The 19,100-nt window shown below is 55.9% G+C and carries 9 protein-coding genes; 4 read left to right on the top strand and 5 right to left on the bottom strand.

The features are described from left to right. Window positions 1–106: 106 nt before the first annotated feature. The 5 genes from CRP01_RS33580 to CRP01_RS33600 form a co-directional block, all read right to left on the bottom strand. Window positions 107–1,147, bottom strand: coding sequence for a DUF5627 domain-containing protein (locus CRP01_RS33580; RefSeq protein ID WP_099154466.1), 1,041 nt, complete (start codon window positions 1,145–1,147; stop codon window positions 107–109). Between the two features lie 24 nt (window positions 1,148–1,171). Further along, window positions 1,172–3,376 (bottom strand): RagB/SusD family nutrient uptake outer membrane protein, encoded by a 2,205-nt coding sequence (locus tag CRP01_RS33585; RefSeq protein ID WP_099154467.1) that lies wholly within the window; start codon window positions 3,374–3,376, stop codon window positions 1,172–1,174. Window positions 3,377–3,387: 11 nt separating this feature from the next. After that, complete coding sequence (locus tag CRP01_RS33590) at window positions 3,388–6,441, bottom strand: SusC/RagA family TonB-linked outer membrane protein (RefSeq protein WP_099154468.1); 3,054 nt, start codon at window positions 6,439–6,441, stop codon at window positions 3,388–3,390. Between the two features lie 50 nt (window positions 6,442–6,491). Further along, entirely contained in the window at window positions 6,492–8,270 is a 1,779-nt protein-coding gene (locus tag CRP01_RS33595) for a RagB/SusD family nutrient uptake outer membrane protein (RefSeq protein ID WP_099154469.1), read from the bottom strand. Between the two features lie 64 nt (window positions 8,271–8,334). Beyond that, window positions 8,335–11,481, bottom strand: coding sequence for a SusC/RagA family TonB-linked outer membrane protein (locus CRP01_RS33600; protein WP_099154470.1), 3,147 nt, complete (start codon window positions 11,479–11,481; stop codon window positions 8,335–8,337). A 341-nt stretch (window positions 11,482–11,822) separates the two neighbouring features. On the opposite strand from CRP01_RS33600, the gene CRP01_RS33605 reads away from it, so the two are divergent. The 4 genes from CRP01_RS33605 to CRP01_RS33620 all read left to right on the top strand — a co-directional run bounded on the left by CRP01_RS33605 (window position 11,823) and on the right by CRP01_RS33620 (window position 19,087). Next, window positions 11,823–13,241, top strand: coding sequence for a sulfatase (locus tag CRP01_RS33605; RefSeq protein ID WP_099154471.1), 1,419 nt, complete (start codon window positions 11,823–11,825; stop codon window positions 13,239–13,241). Beyond that, entirely contained in the window at window positions 13,234–15,063 is a 1,830-nt protein-coding gene (locus CRP01_RS33610) for a glycoside hydrolase family 2 protein (protein WP_222845879.1), read from the top strand. Before CRP01_RS33605 ends, CRP01_RS33610 begins: the two co-directional genes overlap by 8 nt. Continuing rightward, a complete protein-coding gene (locus tag CRP01_RS33615; RefSeq protein ID WP_099154473.1) occupies window positions 15,060–16,514 on the top strand; it encodes a sulfatase in 1,455 nt (484 codons plus the stop codon). The genes CRP01_RS33610 and CRP01_RS33615 overlap by 4 nt, the downstream gene beginning before the upstream one ends. Before the next feature lie 80 nt (window positions 16,515–16,594). After that, window positions 16,595–19,087, top strand: a complete 2,493-nt coding sequence (locus tag CRP01_RS33620) for a sulfatase-like hydrolase/transferase (RefSeq protein WP_099154474.1) — start codon at window positions 16,595–16,597, stop codon at window positions 19,085–19,087. Window positions 19,088–19,100 lie beyond the last annotated feature (13 nt).

Genomic DNA, 19,100 nt, shown 5'->3' on the forward strand with positions numbered 1-19,100 from the left:
CCCAATAAGCTGATCCAAGGGGTTTTATAAAACTGCCGGGATATTCAAAAAAATGCCACTCCCACAATGGGAAGTGGCATCTAAAACTAGAATTATGATAAACAAATTAGTTGTCTACTACTTCCAGCGTCAGTTCTTCGAATACCACTCCACGATCTCTTAGTACCAGGGTGTCGTTCACCTGGAAGGTGTTACCGGCCTCGGAATAGCTGTAATTCAGATAGATTGCGGCCCGGCTCTCGTCTCCCCAGATCTCCCGGCTTTCCGCCGAGGGGATGAACTGCCCATTGCCACTCACTTCTACGGGTGATCCGGGCGCCGTATTCACCTGAATGTTGTTACCGTCGAAATCCAGTTGCATAGCAAAATCGCCGCCGTTATTCTGGGCAATGCCATTGGTAACGACCTGATTCCGGCCCCGGGTGGACAATTTCCAGATCTCATCCTGTACAATGAAGTTCTGTCGGTAAACCACAGTATTTACGGTATTCCCGTCGGCGTCCTGTTCTACGCTGGTACCGCGGTGCAGATAACTGCCGTGGAAGGGGTTGATGTACTTGATGCCAAAGAGGGTAAAGTCCTTAGGAGGAGCCTCCACGTCCCATTCCGAAGTGATGCGCTTGTCGGCATCGCTGATCAGGGGCATGCCGCTCAGGATAGAATCGGCATCCGATTCGGTAATCCGCAGGGGTAGTACATACTGGCCGGTATAGGCCAATGTATCTTCCAGAAAGGCGTCCGTCAGTTGGAATTCTACCAGGCCGTTAAATTCTCCGGCAGGGATAACCGTGGTACCCGGCAGACTGGGATCCGACTGGGTCAGGTATTCCCGCGGCAAGGCCAGAATGGTATCGCCATTGGCATTTTTCAGCCCTCCGGCCAGATCGTAGGCATAATCGAGGCTTACACTCCAGCTGCGGGTATTCTCGTACAGGCCGCCGATGCTCACACCCACATTAAATTTTAGTTCATTATCGAGAGAATTGTCCAGCCGGTCCTCTCCGAGTACCAGGGTGCGCAGCGGAGCCTGGAGCGGAAAATATACGGCGGTATAATCGTAGTCATCAAAAGTGACCTCCTGGTTTTTGCAACCGGAAATGATCAGTATACCCAAAAGGTAGGGATAGATAGGTTTTAGAAGATCCATTGCATTCGGATTTGCGGCGGCGCTTTACCAACCTTGGTTTTGTCGAATATTGTATTTCAGGGTCTCCGCAAAGGGAATGGGGCCGTAGAGCATGTAATCCTCGTATCGTCTCGGCTCGATCTCCCGGATCGTGGCGGAACTCTGATCCGGAGCGATGAAGATACCCCGGATCGGGGCCTGCACCGCAGCCAGTGCTTCCCAGCGACGGAGATCCCAGAAGCGGTGGCCTTCAAAGCTGAGCTCGAGTTGCCGCTCGTTGCGGATGAGTTCCCGGAACCCGTCGGTATCGTTCAGACTGCTCAGATAATCATCGGGTTGACTGATGCCGGCCCGGCCGCGGATGGCGCCGATCACGTCCCGGGCGGTGAAGCCCAGACCGAGTGGGTCGCCGTCGGGACCCCAGGCCTCGTTGGCCGCTTCGGCAAAATTGAGGAAGACCTCCGTGAAACGCAGATGCGTGAAGCTGTGCTTGGTGGATACCCGGCTGCCGGTGGCGAGATTGACGCCTTCGTCCATGAATTTGCGCAGGTAGTAACCGGTACGGGTGGAATTATTTTGCACATTGATCCCGTCGGGTTCGGCGGTCTGCTGGGTGAGAATAGTCGTATTTTTCAGCGTGCTGTTGTTGGTGACGATGTATTGCTCCAGGCGGGGATCCCGTCCAACATAGGGCGACTGCTCGCTGTAGCCGCTATTTTGATGCCCGATCGGATACCCGTTGACCATCGGAAAGGCATCCACCAGGTTCTGACTGGGATTGGTACGCCCCAGACCGAACAGCGATGGCGGGAAATTAGCCTCCTCCCAGTTCAGCCGGCCCGTCTGGGAATTATTCCAAATGATCTCGCTGCTTCCGTTATCCTGGTAGAAGAGCACCCCGTCGGCAGCGAGCCGGTCGATGCCGCCCGCATCCCGCAGGAACAGCCCGCTGATCCCGGCCGCAGCCGCCCAGTCGATGTTACTGCCCCGGCTGTAGGCCGGACTGGCCGCATACAGCGATACTCTGGATTTGATCGCCCGGGCGGCACTGCCGTTGAAGCGATTGCGCCAGCGGGCACCGAGCGCCTGATCGTATTCGGTGATCTTGTATTCTTCGCCTTTGAACAGAATAGTGGCCTCGGCCGGAGTGCCATCCGTTTTGGTAAATTCAACAAAATCCAGATTGAATCCCCCGCCGACGATCTCCAGCCGTAGGATCTGGTCGAATCCACTCGGAATAGCCACATCTTCCAGCGAAAAGGTTTGCCAGCTCTGCCAGCCGGAGGTATTCTCAACGTTTACGGTGGCTACTTCCTGCAGATTATCGGCACTGCTGCCGGTCAGAATGCGCAGGGATCCCGGTGCCCCCGAGCCGGAAGCTATAGATACGTTGATATCGTAAAGCCCGGCGTAGATGCGACTGAAGCTATAGTTCATCCACTCCCCGTCGGCCGTCCAGCCGATGTTAAAACCTCCCTGGCTGGAAGTCTCTATGTCTACGTCGTCCGAACGGTAAGCGTTGCCGTTGTTGCCGGCGCTGGTATCGTGATAGCCCACTTCGGGGCCGCCGGCATCGTAATCCTCCGCTTCCAGCACTCCGCCCAGGATGCTGCCGAGCGAACCATTTTCGTAAAAGGCCACCAGATTGGCGATCGCCATATCGCAGTCCATCATGATCTGACCGACGCATTCCTGAAAACTATTCCTTGGCAGGAACAGGTCATCTTCAACTTTGAGGGTGCGGGTCACTATGGGAAAACCAAGTAGCGTACCATCCGCACCTGGACCGGCGTGGTGCTGCAGCAACTGGAACTGATACCAGGCCCGCAGTCCGTGCGCTTCGCCGGTGAGGCGGTACCGGTGGAGCCGGTCCAGGTCATCGCTGTTGAGGTCCCAGCGCACCCGGTCGACGTTTTCCAGAAAAAGATTCAGGTACTGGATATTTTTGTATGCCTCGTCCCATTTTTCGATGGGATTATCCGCAGCCTGCCAGGCTCCGGTGGCCATTTGTACGATGTTCGAGGCGGGATCGTTGGAGGTGGCTTCATCGGAAGCAACGGCCAGATCGAGTTGTTCGAAGATATTGTCCGGCAATCCCTTGTAGGCTTTCAGCAGCAGACCTTCCGCCAGCGTGGGATTGTCGATGACCTGCTCTTCACTGAACGCGTTGTCGAGGTCCGGTTCCAGGAATTCCTGACAGGAACAGACAAGCAGGCTGATGAATAGTAAAGTAATATATTGCCTTTTCATGGATCGTTTTTTTAGAATGATGCGTTGAGGCCCACAGCGAAAGAGCGGGTTTGCGGCGTACTGCCGATATTCAGTTCCCGCTTTTCGCGAATCTTGGAAACGGTCAGCAAATTGGCACCGCGCAGGTAGATGCTTACCTTTTTTATACCGTTCACCTCCAGCGGCAGGGCGTAGGTCAGCTGCACTCGGCGCAGGTTGAACCAGTTGTCTTCGTACAACCAGAAAGTGGAATTGCGAAAGTTGTTGGGATTGCTGGTGCTCGACAGTCGGGGGTAGGTGGCGGTGCCGGCGGTTTCCGGCGTCCAGCGACCCAGCACCTCGGTCGAATATTTGCGATTACCGAATACCCAGTAGTACGGATCGTTGAAATAGCGTTCGGCGCCCGTCTGACCGATACCCTGTACGAAAAGGTCGAGATTTTTGAATCCCAGACGGATGTTCAGGCCGTACTGAAAGCGGGACCGGCTGTTGCCGATCAGTTGCTGGTCGTTCTGATTGATGATGCCGTCGCCGTTCAGGTCCTGGTATTTAATGTCTCCCGGCTGTACGGCCCCGAAGGTTTGCAGGGCGTGGTTGTCGATATCGGCCTGGTCGCGGAATAAGCCTTCCGCTACGTAGGCGAACATTCCGTCCGTCGGCTGTCCCTCGCGTTTGCGATAAGCCAGTAGGGCATCCGGTTCGTTGACTTCCGCAGCGGTAGGTTCGGCGTAGACAAAATTGGCTCCGATGCTGTATCTAAAATCACCCCGTCCCTGATTGAGCTGCAGGCCCAGTTCTACGCCCTGATCCGAATAGGCTTCGAAATTTTCAAAAGGCGTAAAGTCCTCTCCTCCCAGAACGCTGGGGTAAGTTGAGGTCAGCTTGGTGATTTGATCGTAGGATTCCGTATTGAAATAATTGGCTTCCAGCCAGAGCGATTTCCCGAGTAGGGCTTCCAGTCCGAAGTTGATCTCCCGGCGTTTTACCCAACCGATATTGGGGTTACCGGTAACGATATTCAGGGCATTATTCGAGCTTACTTCGTTATTGTAGTCGTAAATGCGGTCAAAGTTGGCGGAGGGTTCCACGTAGGAAGTGCGGTACAAATAATAGTTGTTCACCCCCTGATCCGTGTTCAGAATGCCCCAGCTCGCGTTGAGTTTCAGATATTGGAACAAACTGCTGCTGGCCAAAAAAGGCTCCTCGGTTAAGACCCATCCCAGCCCCAGGGAAGGAGAAAAAGCGAACTGCTGATCACCGGTAAATCGCGGCGATCCGGCGTATACTCCGGTAGCTTCCACGATGTATTTGTTCTGGATCATATAGTTGCCCCGCAGTCCGAAATGCAGATTTTTGGCTGTCTGCAGTACGCCGAGCTCTTCAAACTGGTCCCGGTAGGCTACCCCGGTGATCTTAAGGCTGTTGTCGTTATCGTAGGTCCGGTCGTAATCCAGGACGCCATACAGGCCGAGTCGCCGGTTGAAGCCGATATTGCCGTTGGGTATCGTCTGATCGTCCCGCTTTTCATCCACTCCGATCTTGTTATAGGCGACCACCTGATTGCCGGTGGTGTCCATGCCCAGTACCGGCTGGTAAATGGCGTAGGCATTCTCCTGCTGCCGGATGAAGGAATTGATGAAATCAAAAGAAAGGTAGGCCTTGGCGGTCAGCCCCCGGGCGATACCACCCAGGTCGAAATCCAGACCGGTATTGATCTGAACGACCCGATTGGTGTTTACCTGAAAACCGTTGCGTGTCAGTTCTCCGTAGAGATTGACTTCGCTGAACTGGGCGTTTGAAGTGCCACCCAGTACCCGATCGCCTCCCACCAATACGGCGGAGGGCAGCAAACCGGAGTCTTCCAGCCGTCCGGCGGGGATCAGGGTAGGGTAGGCGTTGGGCCAGATCCCGGTGGAGATGCTCCAAAAATCATCAGCCGTATTATTCTGTCCGTCAAAATTGCTGTAGCGCGGCCCCCGGGTGATGTCGATGAGGGCGATCCCGTCCAGGCTCATTTTCAGCCAGTCGTTCAGTTGGTAGTCCACATTGCCCCGCAGGTTGATACGGTCCGTATTCTCTTCGGCGCCTTCCCCCAGATTGAGCAGTGTACCGATGCGGTTCCACCCCAGATTTACGTAATACTGGGCGGCCTGATTCCCTCCCGAGGATTCCATGATCAGTTTCTGAAAAGCGGCTCGGTCTTTCAGGTAGGTACTGTTGTAAAAATCTTCGTCCGGATACAGTACCCGGTCGGTCCCGTTGCGGGTCGCCTGGATCTGCTGCTGGTTGTAGAGCGGATCCTGACCGTCGTTGACCAATGCTTCGTTATACAGACCCATATAGTCCGCTGCGCCCAGGTAGTCGGGGAAACTGATGGGATCAAGCGTTCCCGTTTCTCCCGTAATGTTCATGGTGCGCTTGAAGGCCTTGCCCCGCTTGGTGGTCACCATGATCACACCTTTGTCGGCCTGGGCGCCGTAGAGCATCCGGGCCGAAATACCCCGCAGTACGGAGATCTGATCAATCTCCTGCAGGTTCAGGGAACCGGCCGAACGCGGGATGCCGTCAACGACGACCAGGGCATCACCCAGCCCGCGAATATTAGACCCACCGAACAGCCCCGGTACCCGGGAGTTCAACACGCCGCCGAAAAGCTGTTCGTTGTCGTAAGTCAGGATCTCTTTCGGATCAATGGCCGTTACGCCGCCGGTGATCCGTCTTTTCTTCATGGTACCAAAGGGTAACTGCACCTCGTCTTTTTCGGTCAGATGAAAATCCAGCGCTTCGAGTGCGATCTGCTCCCCGGCCACCACGCTGCTGACGGCTACCCGGCGACTGGCGTAACCGTCCGCTTCGATCAGCAGGGCATCCGCCGGATCTACCCGGATCACGAATAGGCCTTCGGCGTTGGTTCGCATACTGATCGCTCCTTCTTTTCCGGAAATTTCCGCTCCCTCAATGGGTTGCCCCATTTGATCGAGCACTTTTCCGGATATTTCTTTCAGATTATTCTGGGCGCTGAGCCAGGCCGGGAGCAGCAGGAATGCTCCCAGCAGGAATGCCCATTTTTTTATAGTTTGCATCATTGTTTTTATTTTTTTGACCAGGAAATTGCCCTTCCGGGCCGTTTACCGTCTTACCATCCCGGATTTTGGTTGAATTCCGCGTAGATCTGGGTCTGACTCCTCGGTATCGGCATCCAGTAATGCCGGGGATCGTCAAAGACCCTTTCGGCAATGACCTGCCGGTTGAAGGTGGTCCAGTCCTGATCGAAAACCAGATCTACATAGGGTTTCATTTCCGGAAGATGGGCGATGTTCCAGCGGCGGATGTCGCTGAACCAGTGGCCTTCGAAACAGAGTTCGACAAAGCGTTCGTTGCGTACCAGTTCCCGGAAGCTGTCGTACCCGGCGGCATTGGCACTGACGGGCGGCATATTGGAACGCTGACGCACCAGGTTGATCGCGTCGACGGCCGTCAGACCGGCTCCGGGAGCACTTCCGGACGCACCGTAGGCTTCGGTGACCGCTTCGGCGTAAATGAGGTAGATCTCCGCCAGGCGCAGGTGCGGTGTCACATAGCGGTACTGACTCCAGACCTGATCGATCCGGTTAACGCCTACCGGCCAGAATTTGCGTACGATGTAGGGCGTGAGCAGTCCGACGTGTCCTTTGTCCTGCCCACCATCGTAGAGTTTGACGATGGTACCGTTGGCAATACCGGCGCGGTCCCGGTCTACCAGTACGTTCTGCCGGAAGCGGGGATCGCGGTTTTCCCAGCGTTTGGAATCGTCCTGGTCATAGGCTTCCTGGTAACGGGTACCGTCGGCCATTTCGAAGCGATCCACATACAGCTGATTCACAGTTTCACAGATGCCGTTGCCCCCGAAGCGAGCCGGTGTGAACAGCCGTCCGTGGCGGGTATTTTGCTGGGCGTCGCCCACCTGGCTTTTAACCTTCTGAAAAATGGTTTCCGCAGTCCAGGGCATTTCACCGTCGTTGCGGGCAAACATGGTCTGGTATTCCGCGAAGGGAATCAGGGAGTAGACGCCCTGATCCGCCAGCTGAATGACTTCCCAGGCGGCCGCTGCGGCTCGTTCCATATACGTATTGTCGAAAGTGACATTGCCGGTGGAAAAACGATTCATCAGCGGACTACCTGCGTACAGCAGGGTCTTTGCCTTGAATCCCAGCGCTGCGCCTTTGGTGGCCCGGCCGGCGTTGGCTCCTCGAAACTGGCTGCCAACGGCAGTATCGTTCCAGTCTTCGGGCAGGAGTGCCGCAGCCCGGTCGAAATCGGCTACTATCTTTTCGGCCATTTCGTGCCAGCTCAGGCGGGGCAGCAGCAGATCGTCCGCCGGCTGCAGAAAACGATCCACGTAGGGCATGCCGCCGTAATAGCGCCCCAGTTCCCAGTGGAACCAGGCCCGGAAGAAATACGCCTGACCCTCGATCAGATCGCGTTCTTCCTGGGTAGCGTCGGTCATCAGGTCCAACCGTTCCAGCGCCAGATTGGACAGGCGGATGCCACGCCAGGAATCCGGCCAGATCCCGCTGTCGTTGTTGCCGATCTCGTTGTTTTCCGTACACCAGAAGTTGGATTGCTGGGCCGGGCCGTTACCGCCGCCGTGCCAGGAGAGGTAATCGCCGCGTTTGGCGCGGTCGCCGGAACTCCACCCCTGGAATCCGATGATCTCACCGCCAATACACATGCCCGTAGTGAGGGCGTGGCTGTTGTAATCGATCACCAGGCTGTAGAGAGGTTCCATGAAACCCTGGAAATCTTCAAAGGTGCCGAAGACGTCGTTTTCGGTAACCTCGGCGTCGGGTGTGCGATCCAGGTAATCATCGCAGGCGGCCAGTGGCAGGATCATCACCGCCACCAGCATTAATTTATGGTAGGATATATATTTCATGTTGTTGCTTTTAGATTGAAATGCTTTCGGGCCGGCAGCCGCTTTTCTGCGGCCGACGCTCGTGCTAAAAAGTCACCTTTGTACCCAGACTGACCCGTTGCATCAGGGGATAATCCCGGTTGGTGCGACGGGGCCGGTCCCGGTCTTCCAGAATATCGGACCAGGTATACAGGTTGTTGCCGGAGGCAAAGATCCGGGCGTTGGTCAAGCCCAGCCGACCGGTCAGGGATGTGGGCAGGTTGTAGGCGATTTCCACGTTTTGCAGCTTGAGGTAGGATTTGTCGCCCAACCAGAACTGTCCTTTGCCCGAACCGGTATTGAAGCGCAGATGGGGATAGGTGGCCCCGGCGGTGGTGCCCAGTTCCGGCGACCAGGCCTCATCCAGATGTACCTGGTAGGCCAGGGTGTTATTCTGGAAAAATTCGCCGAAGGAAACGTTGTAGTTCACATTGAAAGCACCGTAAAACTGCACATACGCACTGAAGCCTTTATAAGCTCCGCCAAAGGATATGCCGTAGGTATACTGCGGCCGCGCCGGGTAGCCGAAGGGAACGATATCGTCGTTATCGATCACCCCGTCGGCATTGTAGTCGATCTGACGCAGATCGCCCGGGAGCACCTGTTCGTTCTGTAGGCCGAGTACTCCGGTGTAGAGTTGATCCCAGGAAGTGATAAATCCGGGCTGGTTGAGGTAGGATCGGGTCTGTCCGATCTGATAGCCGGCTTGTTTCTGGTAATCCGGCGTAAGCTCTGGATCTTCCCGGTAGATAACTTCATCCACCACGTAGGCCATATTGGCGTTCACCCAGTAGCTGATGCCGTTGGCCCGGGCTTTGGAAAATTTCAGTTCCAGTTCGTAACCGCTGGTATTGACCTCTCCGGCATTGACACCCACGGGGTCGGCACCGAACACGATCGGTACGTTGCGGTCCTGGGCCTGCAGGAACATGTTGGTGCGATTTTCCCAGAAGTAGTCGGCCGTGAGTTGGAGGTCACTGTTGAAAAAACCGAGTTCCAAACCGATATTCTGCTTCCGGGCGGTCTCCCACTGGATCTCCGGGTTGGGAATAGTTCCCTCCAGTCGCCAGGGGTAAGGACTGTTGACCACAAACGGATCCCCGAACTGCCAGTTATCGGCGGTAATATTATATCCGCCTACGTACAGCCAGCGCTCGATCCCGTCGTCGTTACCGACGATCCCGTGCGAATAGCGCAGCTTCAGTTTATTCATAAAAGAGGATTTGAAAAAGTCCTCATTGGATACGATCCAGCCCACGGCGGCCGAGGGAAAGAAGCCGAAGCGGTATTGGCGGTCGAATTTTTCGGAACCGTTGTAGGCGCCGTTGAATTCCAGCAGATAGCGCGAGTCGTAATCGTAGGTAAGGCGTCCCACCCAGTCTTCCCGGTAGTTGGTAAAGGCGGTGCCGCGGGCGTTTTCCCGCCGGTTCATCAGGGCCAGGGCGGATATACTGTGCACGCCGAAGGTCTGCGCGTAGTTCAGCGAGGCCTGGTAGAAAAGTGAGCGGGAGAGGTTGTTCTTGGCGAAATCATTTACATTTTCGCCGACCACGCGGTAGGGAGCTTTGATGTAATTGTAACCGCTTGTGGTCTCGGCCGGGATCACGAATACTTCGTAATCTTCGGCCAGCGCATCGGCTTCCGTCGGACTCATATCCAGTCGGAAACGGGGATCCTGAATGATCCGGGAGTCGATGTACTTGGTGATCAGGTCGTCGTCCTGGATCTGATCGCCCCTTGTCAGGAAAAGGTTGTCAAAGGCCACCCGGGCGTTGAAGCTCAGGCCGGGTAGAATACCGTCCAGTTTCTGGTTTAAAATAAAGTCGGTATTGACCTCCACCCGGTTTTCCTTATCGATACCCCCGTAATTGATGTCGAAAACGGCATTGTCAAAGCGGTCAAATTCTTCCAGCGCAGCCCAGGTGCCGTCGGCAAAGCGAACGGGAGCCGTGGGCGGCATTCCGTAGACGCCTTTCCAGAACTGGAACTTATCGCCGTCCGGTCGCTGCTGCTGGCCGTAGTAGCCGGCGAGATTGACGCTGAAAGTGGTCGTAGGCGTGATGTCGAAATCCAGGTTGGATCGGAAATTGACCCGGTCGTACTGGAAGTTGGGATCATACCCCTGACCAAAATCCTCGGTGCGCAGCACATCTCCTTCGTGCAGGTAAGACAGGGAACCGAAATACTTAACGAATTTGGTACCCCCGCTTACGTTCATATTGTACTTCTGGGACCAGGCCCAATCATTGGTGATCTGGTCGTACCAATCGGTATCGGGAAAGAGATTGGGAAAGCGCTGGCTCTCGTGCAGGCCGATGACGGCCTCCGGGGTATAGAAACCCCAGCTGTTCTCGCTGACGGCCACTTCGTTCAGGATCGCCAGGTTTTTCAGCCGGAGGCTGGTCGGAGCGTCCAGTACCTGGTGGATTCGTGAGATCGTACTGGCCGACTGGGTCGTCTCGAAGGAAAGCTGAGGTTTACCGATGGCCCCACGTTTGGTCGTGATCAGGATCACTCCGTTCGCTCCCTTGACCCCGAAAACGGCCGTCGCGGAAGCATCTTTCAGTACGGAGATCTTTTCGACCTGATTGGGATCCACATCGGCCATAGAGCGTTCCACACCGTCTACCAGGATGAGCGGCGTACCGTCGCCGTTCCAGGTAGACTGGCCGCGAATGAGGATCTGGGTGGCGTCGTCATCGCCGTCGGCGCTGAATCCGCCGCCGCCGGGCAGCCCCGAACCCTGTAGCGTGATCACGCCGGGCAATAGCCCCGTGAGGGCGTTGCGCAGGTCGGCACCTCCGGTCTTTTGCTGGATGTCTTCACCGGTGGTCTGGGAGATGGCTCCCACCACACTTTCTTTTTTCTGTTCGCCGTAACCGACCACCACTACTTCATCCAGAACGGTGGCTCCGGAAAGGCTGACGTTGATCTCGGTTTGGTTCCCGATCTCAATTTCTTTGGGTTGAAAACCTACATAACTGAAGACCAGCAGGGAATTGGCTTCGGCTTCGAGGGTATAGGTGCCGTCGAAATCGGTAACCGTACCGGTGCTGGAGTTCTTAATTTGTACGGCGGCTCCGATCAGCGGATCGCCGGTTTCTTCATCGGTGACGGTGCCGCGGATCGTTCGTTGTCCGATGCCCGCTACCGCGAGTGTAAGGAAGGCCAGGCATAATAGGATTTGCTTCATAACGCTCAGTGTTTAATTATTACGCGCCGAAATTTTTTATGGCAAAGCTTAAGTCTTCCCAAATTTGAAATTAAATTATGCGAGGGTATTGCTCATTTGTTTTTTTGCTATGCTCGATCATACAATTGGTGAAAATGAGGCCCGGGCGGCTAATTGAGGATAGGAGGTGCCGTTTAACAAGATGGGAAGGCTAACCGTAGTGTGGATTGGCAGGGAAGCAACGGAAACCGGTCAAACGGAAATTCCGCACTGGATACCGTCCAGCTGGCGTTTGTTCAATAGCATACTTTTCCGGGACGATTGAGCAACTGGCCGACCGGCGGCGGCCGTATTTTCCCACTATGAAAAACAAGTCCATCTTCCGTCTGCTCCTTTGGTTAGCGCTGGCCCCGTGGCTGGCTTGTTCTACCGGTGGACCGGCCACGACTGCGTCCGAACCGTCCCAACCTTATAATATATTGTTCATCGCCGTGGATGATCTGAACGATTGGACCGGTTTCCTGGGCGGCCATCCGCAGACCCTTACGCCGAATATGGACCGATTGGCCCGGGAAGGCATGGTATTCGAACGGGCGTACTGTGCAGCATCTGTCTGTAATCCCAGCCGGGCGGCCATCATGTCCGGTTTCAGGCCCTCCACCAGTGGGATCTACCACAACGGCGAGGACATGTTCGAAGCGCCCCTGATCCGCGACGGGGTCATGCTGCCCCAGTATCTGTCCCGTTTCGGCTACAAAACCCTGTCCCGCGGTAAGATCTACCACACGCCGGCCACCGGCAAACATACCTGGGAGGTGTGGTCACCCGTGAGCGGTGCTTACGGAAAAGCTGCAAAAGCGCCGGGCCGCATGGCCAACGGCATCCCCACGGGGGAAATGGCGGATAATATGGACTGGGGACCAACGGATGCCGCTTTGGAGGAAACGCCCGATTTCCTGAACGCCGACTGGGCGGCCCGACAGTTACAGCAAGATCACGACCGGCCCTTCTTCCTCGCCTGCGGTATTTTCCGGCCGCATTTAAAGTGGCATGTGCCGCGGGAGTTCTTCGATAAATTCGACCCGGAAACGCTTACGCTGCCGCTGGTAAAGGAAGATGATCTGGAAGATGTATCCGCCGGTGTCCAGCAAGCAACGCGGGAATACCGAACCATCAAAAAGCACGGTAAAGAGGCCGAAGCGGTCCGGGCTTATCTGGCTAGTATCAACTACGCCGATGCCTGCATCGGTCATTTACTCGATGCCCTCGAGCGCAGTCCTTACCGCGACAATACCATTGTGGTGCTCTGGGGAGACCACGGCTGGCACCTGGGAGAAAAACTGCGCTACAAAAAATTCACCCTCTGGGAGGAAGCTTGCCGGATGCCGCTCATCATCAAGGCGCCGGGTATCACGCCGGCGGGAAGCCGCTGTGAACGCACCGTCAATTTACTGGACCTGTATCCCACGCTGACGGATCTGGCCAACTTACCCACAAACCAGCAAAACGACGGCCGAAGCCTGGTGCCGCTGCTGCAAGACCCGGAAACGGCCTGGGATTTCCCCAGCCTCACCCAGATGGGGGAGGGCCGGAACAGCCTGCGGACCGAACGGTTCCGTTACCTGCGCTACGAAGATGGCAGTGAAGAACTGTACGATCACCGGCAGGATCCGAGGGAATGGAACAATCTGAGCGAGGATCCTGCCTATCAAAACGATAAAAACCAACTGGCTGAAAAGATGAATGCGCTTTTAGCCGCTAAAGGAACCAGTAATGAATAACCTATCAAGAATTGCTTTATTTATTTCCTTCCTGGGAGGGGCCGCTTCCTCGCTTTGGGCGCAAACCTGGTCGATGACCGAGGTGCCATTGCAGACCCCATGGGCGGAGGAAGTGGACCCCGACCAGGTCTTAGCCGAATATCCCCGCCCGATCATGGTACGGCCGGACTGGATGAACCTGAACGGGCTCTGGCAATTCAAGGAAGCTGTGGCCGGAGAAAAATTACCCTTCGGTACGGAGCTAGAAGAACATATCCTGGTCCCCTTTCCCTGGGAATCGGCCCTGTCGGGCGTTCGAAAACAGTTCGATTCCTACCGGGCCATCTATCGCCGGACCTTCGACCTGCCGGAAAACTGGTCTGCGGAGCGGATCCTGTTGCATTTCGGAGCGGTAGACTGGGAAGCAACCATCTACGTGAACGGACGTTGTGTCGGCATCCATCAGGGGGGCTACGATGCCTTTTCTTTTGATATTACGGCTTTCCTGGAAGAGGGGCAGCAGGAAGTGATCGTAGCGGTTTACGATCCGGGTACCGCCGAGGGGATCACCGTGGGCAAACAGAACAATGACCGCTTCTCCGATCCGCAGCGCTATGCCTATGCGCCCGCTTCGGGGATCTGGCAGACCGTCTGGCTGGAACCGGTACCCGAAAAATACATTGCCGACCTCAAGATCATCCCGGATATCGACCGGGAAGCGGTAATGGTGACGGTGAATGCTTCGACGCAGCGAACCAACGAGCTGCGGGTAAGCGTAAAAGCGCTGGACGGTACCTCTACGGTGGGAACCGCCACGGGGAAATTCCATACACCCATTCGACTGCCCATCCCGGATCCTACCCTCTGGACCCCGGATACCCCCTTCCTGTACGATCTGGAGATCAGCGTTGTTGATAGCACCCGTACGCTGGATCAGGTGCGCAGCTATGTAGGCATGCGCAAGATCAGCATGTCCCCTTATAAAGGAATACAACGACTGATGCTGAACGACGAATTCGTCTTTCAGATGGGCCCGCTGGATCAGGGCTACTGGCCGGATGGACTATATACCGCTCCGACCGATGCGGCCTTACGCTGGGATGTGGCCCAGATCAAGGCTTTCGGCTACAATATGGTGCGCAAGCACATCAAGGTGGAGCCGCAACGCTGGTATTACTGGTGTGATAAACTGGGGCTTCTCGTCTGGCAGGATATGCCGAGTACTTTCAAAAAAAGGACCGAAGTGGAAAAAACGGTTTTCGAACAGGAACTGCTGCGCATGGTGAAATCCCACTGGAATCATCCGTCGATCATTAACTGGATCGTATTTAACGAGCACTGGGGCGCTTACGACGTAGAACGGCTTACGGAAATGGTCATGGCTCTCGACCCTTCCCGTCTGGTAACGGGCAACAGCGGCATCGATGCGGGACGTCCCGATGTGGATTACGCCGTGGGCCATATCAAGGATAACCACAGTTACCGGCCACCATCGGTCCCTTTCGGGAATACCCAACGGGCGGTGGTTAACGGGGAATACGGGGCGATCGGGTATCTGGCGGACGGCCACGTCTGGGATACGGACGGCCCCTGGGTACACTATAACTACGCGGACAAAGCCGCCGCCACCGCCGAGTATATCCGCTTCATCGAAATGATCTATGGTTTTCAGGAAGAGGGGCTCAGCGCGGCGGTCTACACCCAGTGGACCGATCTGGAAAACGAAATGAACGGGATCTATACCTACGACCGAAAGGTCATTAAGCTGGAGCGGGAACAGGTGACGAATGCCAACCGGTCCACCTACGCGCAGGATCGCCTGAAAGCAAAATATCCGGAATGATGCAATACTGGACCATTACGATACTCCTGATTATCCTGCTGGGCCTGGCCTGCGGTGTGGCGGAAAAAACAGGGCAGACTCCTTCGGCCCGGCCGAACGTGCTGTTCATCACCGTGGACGATATGAACGGCTGGGGGGTAAAATCAACCTACCCACAGGTAAAGATGCCTTCTTTTGAAAAGCTGCGATCGCAAGCCGTCAATTTTACCAGGGCGATCTGTCCGGCCCCCGTTTGTGTACCTTCCCGGGCGGCCTTTTTCAGCGGGGTGGCTTCTTACCGGACCGGGGCCTATTACAACGGTTGTGATCCCTGGCGAAGCTCGGAGATTCTCCGGGAGGCGGAAAGTATTCCGGAGTGTTTTAAACGAAACGGATATAATACTTTTGGCCGGGGCAAGATCTTTCACGCCCAACTGGCGGAAGGCCGGGAGGAGGCAATGTTCAACAATCGCCCGATTTACAAAGGCGGGTTCGGTCCATTCGGGCCGGAAGCGGACTGGGTTGGCGGCAAGGGGAGATTCCAGTCCGTCACCCCCTGGGAAGGACCGGATACGGATTTCCCGGATGTAGTCAATGCCGAGGCTGCTGTAGCGTTTTTGCAGCAATCCCACGAAGCTCCTTTCTTCTGCTATCTGGGACTCTGGCGTCCCCACACGCCTTACACTGCACCCAAAAGATTCTTTGAGCAGTACGCAGGCGTGGAACTGCCTTATCCCGATGGTTTCCGGGCGGACGATCTCGACGATATACCGGCTATGGGCCGGGATCTGATCGATTCCCTCGGTTTCTTCGGGGCAACGCTAGCGGAGAGAAGAGAGACCTTTCGACGCATGATCTACGGCTACGCAGCCACCAGTTCGTTTGCGGACTGGTCCGTCGGCCGGGTGATCGAGGCCCTGGACGGCACGTCTTACGCGGATAACACCATTGTGATCGTGGCCTCCGATAATGGTTACCACATGGGGGAAAAGTTTAAATGGCAGAAAGGCACGCTCTGGGAATTGTCCGCCTATTCACCACTGCTGATCCGCCTGCCCAACGGACGGAAAATGGAATTGCCCCACACCGTCAATCTGCTGGACATTTATCCCACCCTGGTCGATTATTGCTCGCTGGATCCGCCCACGCATTCGCTGGACGGCAACAGCCTGCTGCCGCTGATCGAAGATCCCGATCAGGAAAGAGCGCCCAGTTTCATGACCTACGGGGAGGAATACTCCTCCGTCAGTGACGGCCACTATCGCTATATCCGCTATCCGGACGGGACGGAAGAACTGTACGATCATGAGTCTGATCCTCACGAATGGCGCAATCTGGCCAGCGCGGATTATCGGGAGGTCATGGACCGGCTGGCCCGATCCATTCCCAAAACTTTCGCGCCCTCGCTGGGTGGCCGCACCGAAGCGTTCCAAAAGATCAGAAATGTGAACCTTAGTCCCGGCGGCGATTAAGCTAATCAACGGCGTTGATCATAGTGTGCCGGTTAGAAGGCTACTCCATTTTAAAGACTTTAAACGACCAGAAAATACCGATGAAACGACTTTTTACCCTTTTTATTTTAAGCTGGATCCTTCCCACCGGACTGCAAGGTCAGGGCGAGACCATGACCACTTCGGAGATCCGGATCCGCGATCCCTTCATTCTGACGGATACCAGTACGGGTACTTACTATATGTACGCCCAGATGCACAATCGGCAGGATGATGCGGACGCTCCCCAGGGGGTTGAGGTTTACACGAGCCGGGATCTGAAAAACTGGACACCGCCCCGGACCGTACTTCGTTTGCCCGCCGGCTGGAGAAGTGTCTGGGCCCCGGAGGTACACGCCTACCGGGGCAAATACTATTTGTTCGTAACCCTCACCTCGGAGGAGAAGATCACGGAGAACCCCAACTCCAGGAACGGAGAAACGCAATGGCAACGGGGCACGCACGTCTTCCGGGCGGATTCGCCTACCGGCCCCTTTACTGCCCTTCGGGATGCGGCCCATACCCCCGCCGAATGGATGAGCCTGGACGGCACCCTGTTTACCGAAAATGACCGGCCCTATATGGTATTCTGCCACGAATGGGCCCAAACACTGGACGGTACCATGGATGTCGTGGAACTCCGACCGGACCTCTCCGATCCGGTAGGGGAGCCCCGACTTTTATTCCGGGCTTCCGAAGCGCCCTGGGTGCGCAATATGCAGGATGTGGGGATCAAACGCAACGGCCTGGTTACCGACGGCCCGGCTTTCTACCGGAATAAAAAAGGAGCACTGATCATGATCTGGTCCAGCTTCGGAGATCACCAGTACGCGATCGGTCAGGCGATTTCCCGTAGCGGATCGGTATTTGGACCCTGGGAACAAATTGCGGAACCGCTGGTGCGGGCCAACGGTGGGCATGGCATGTTCTTCCGGGACCTGGACGGTCAGTTGCAACTGGCTTTCCATCAACCCAACGGCGGGGGAAAAGAACGCCTGCATCTGGCTCCCGTACGGGAAAACGACGAGGGATTGCTGGAATTGAAGCGCCCCAACATCGTCTTCATTTTTTCGGATGATCTGAGCTTTCGGGATCTCAGCGCCTATGGCCAGCTCAATTACCGGACGCCCAATCTGGATGCACTCCTCCGGGAATCTACCCGCTTTACCCAGGCTTATGCCGGAGCCCCCGAGTGCGCGCCTTCGCGGGCGACCATGCTGACGGGCCTGCACGTCGGGCGGGCGCCGATCCGACTCAATAGCAGCGCCCGGGGTTTTGAACCGCTGCCGGCGGACAGTTATACCTTTGCCGAAATGTTGCAAAAGGCAGGCTATCGTACCGGCGTGGTGGGCAAGTGGGGACTGGGCTATAAGGATACCGCGGGACGTCCGACCCGGCAGGGTTTTGATTACCACTTTGGCTACCTGACCCACTACGAAGCGCATTCATACTTCCCGTTACAACTGTACGAAAATGGCCGGGAGGTTCCCCTGCCGCAAAATGCCGGCCACCATATTCAAATGCTCTATGATAAACAACGCAGCCGGCAGCAGTCGGACTACGAACTATTGTACGATACCACGGGAAAACTGGTGAAACTGGACAACCGGGCCGATGCGAAAAAGACGGACCGGAAGGGTGCCGTATACGCACCGGATCTACTGGACGAAAAGGCGCTGCAATTCATAACGGATAACCGGGAACAGCCCTTTTTGCTGTATTACACCACCAATCTGCCGCATGGGCCCACCATCGTGGATGATCTCCGCCAAATGACCGGTCAGCGTGAAAAGCAGTTAACCGCCAGAGAGTGGGGCGCTATGGTCGAACGGCTCGATATTTCGGTCGGAAAGATCGTCCGGAAGCTTAAAGAAGAGGGGCTGTACGAGCGTACCGCGATTGTTTTTGCCTCGGATAACGGTTACTCCATGCACGGCCCGGTAGCGCAGGCTGATGGCAGTCGCGTGTGGCTGGACGACCGGGATCTGGCCAATAAAGGACCTTTTCGCGGCGGAAAGTTTGGGGTGCTGGAAGGAGGGATGCGGATTCCCTTTTTTATTCATCTGCCCGGTCAGGAAGGGGCGCAAATGGTGAGTACGCCGGTCTGGCTACCGGATCTGTTCCCGACTTTCGAAGCACTCGCCGGAACGGAAGTTTCGGATACCCTTGATGGCTACGATCTGCTGCCTGTACTGGCCGGAGACCAGGATGCGATCCCCGCCGATCGGCTTATGTACTTCTACAAGCAAAACGAACAGGCGCTCCGGCAGGGGCCGTGGTTCGTCTATAGGGATCATCCCGATCAGCCGGTACAATTGTATCTGCCGGAGGAGGATCAGACGCTTTCCGTTAATCTTGCCGATTTCTATCCCAACGAAGCCGCGACTTTCAAAGCCAAATTGGATACGATCCACACTCCCCATCCCTGGTACTGGAATCCCGGCGACACGGCCGAACAGTTTGAAGCCAAAAAGCAACGGGCGGAAGATACCGGTCAGGTGATCAAACGCTACCGGCCGAACGGTTTGGAACTGATGCCCTGGGAACGGAGATAGGGGAGCGGGCATC

The organism is Flavilitoribacter nigricans DSM 23189 = NBRC 102662 (assembly GCF_002646595.1).
Taxonomy (GTDB): Bacteria; Bacteroidota; Bacteroidia; order Chitinophagales; family Saprospiraceae; genus Flavilitoribacter; species Flavilitoribacter nigricans.

Bases quoted from the DNA above. Each gene is read 5' to 3' on its own strand.
- CRP01_RS33615 (WP_099154473.1), top strand. From the start codon at position 15,060: ATGATGCAATACTGGACCATTACGATACTCCTGATTATCCTGCTGGGC.
- CRP01_RS33610 (WP_222845879.1), top strand. From the start codon at position 13,234: ATGAATAACCTATCAAGAATTGCTTTATTTATTTCCTTCCTGGGAGGG.
- CRP01_RS33620 (WP_099154474.1), top strand. From the start codon at position 16,595: ATGAAACGACTTTTTACCCTTTTTATTTTAAGCTGGATCCTTCCCACC.
- CRP01_RS33605 (WP_099154471.1), top strand. From the start codon at position 11,823: ATGAAAAACAAGTCCATCTTCCGTCTGCTCCTTTGGTTAGCGCTGGCC.
- CRP01_RS33580 (WP_099154466.1), bottom strand. From the start codon at position 1,147: ATGGATCTTCTAAAACCTATCTATCCCTACCTTTTGGGTATACTGATC.
- CRP01_RS33590 (WP_099154468.1), bottom strand. From the start codon at position 6,441: ATGATGCAAACTATAAAAAAATGGGCATTCCTGCTGGGAGCATTCCTG.
- CRP01_RS33600 (WP_099154470.1), bottom strand. From the start codon at position 11,481: ATGAAGCAAATCCTATTATGCCTGGCCTTCCTTACACTCGCGGTAGCG.
- CRP01_RS33585 (WP_099154467.1), bottom strand. From the start codon at position 3,376: ATGAAAAGGCAATATATTACTTTACTATTCATCAGCCTGCTTGTCTGT.
- CRP01_RS33595 (WP_099154469.1), bottom strand. From the start codon at position 8,270: ATGAAATATATATCCTACCATAAATTAATGCTGGTGGCGGTGATGATC.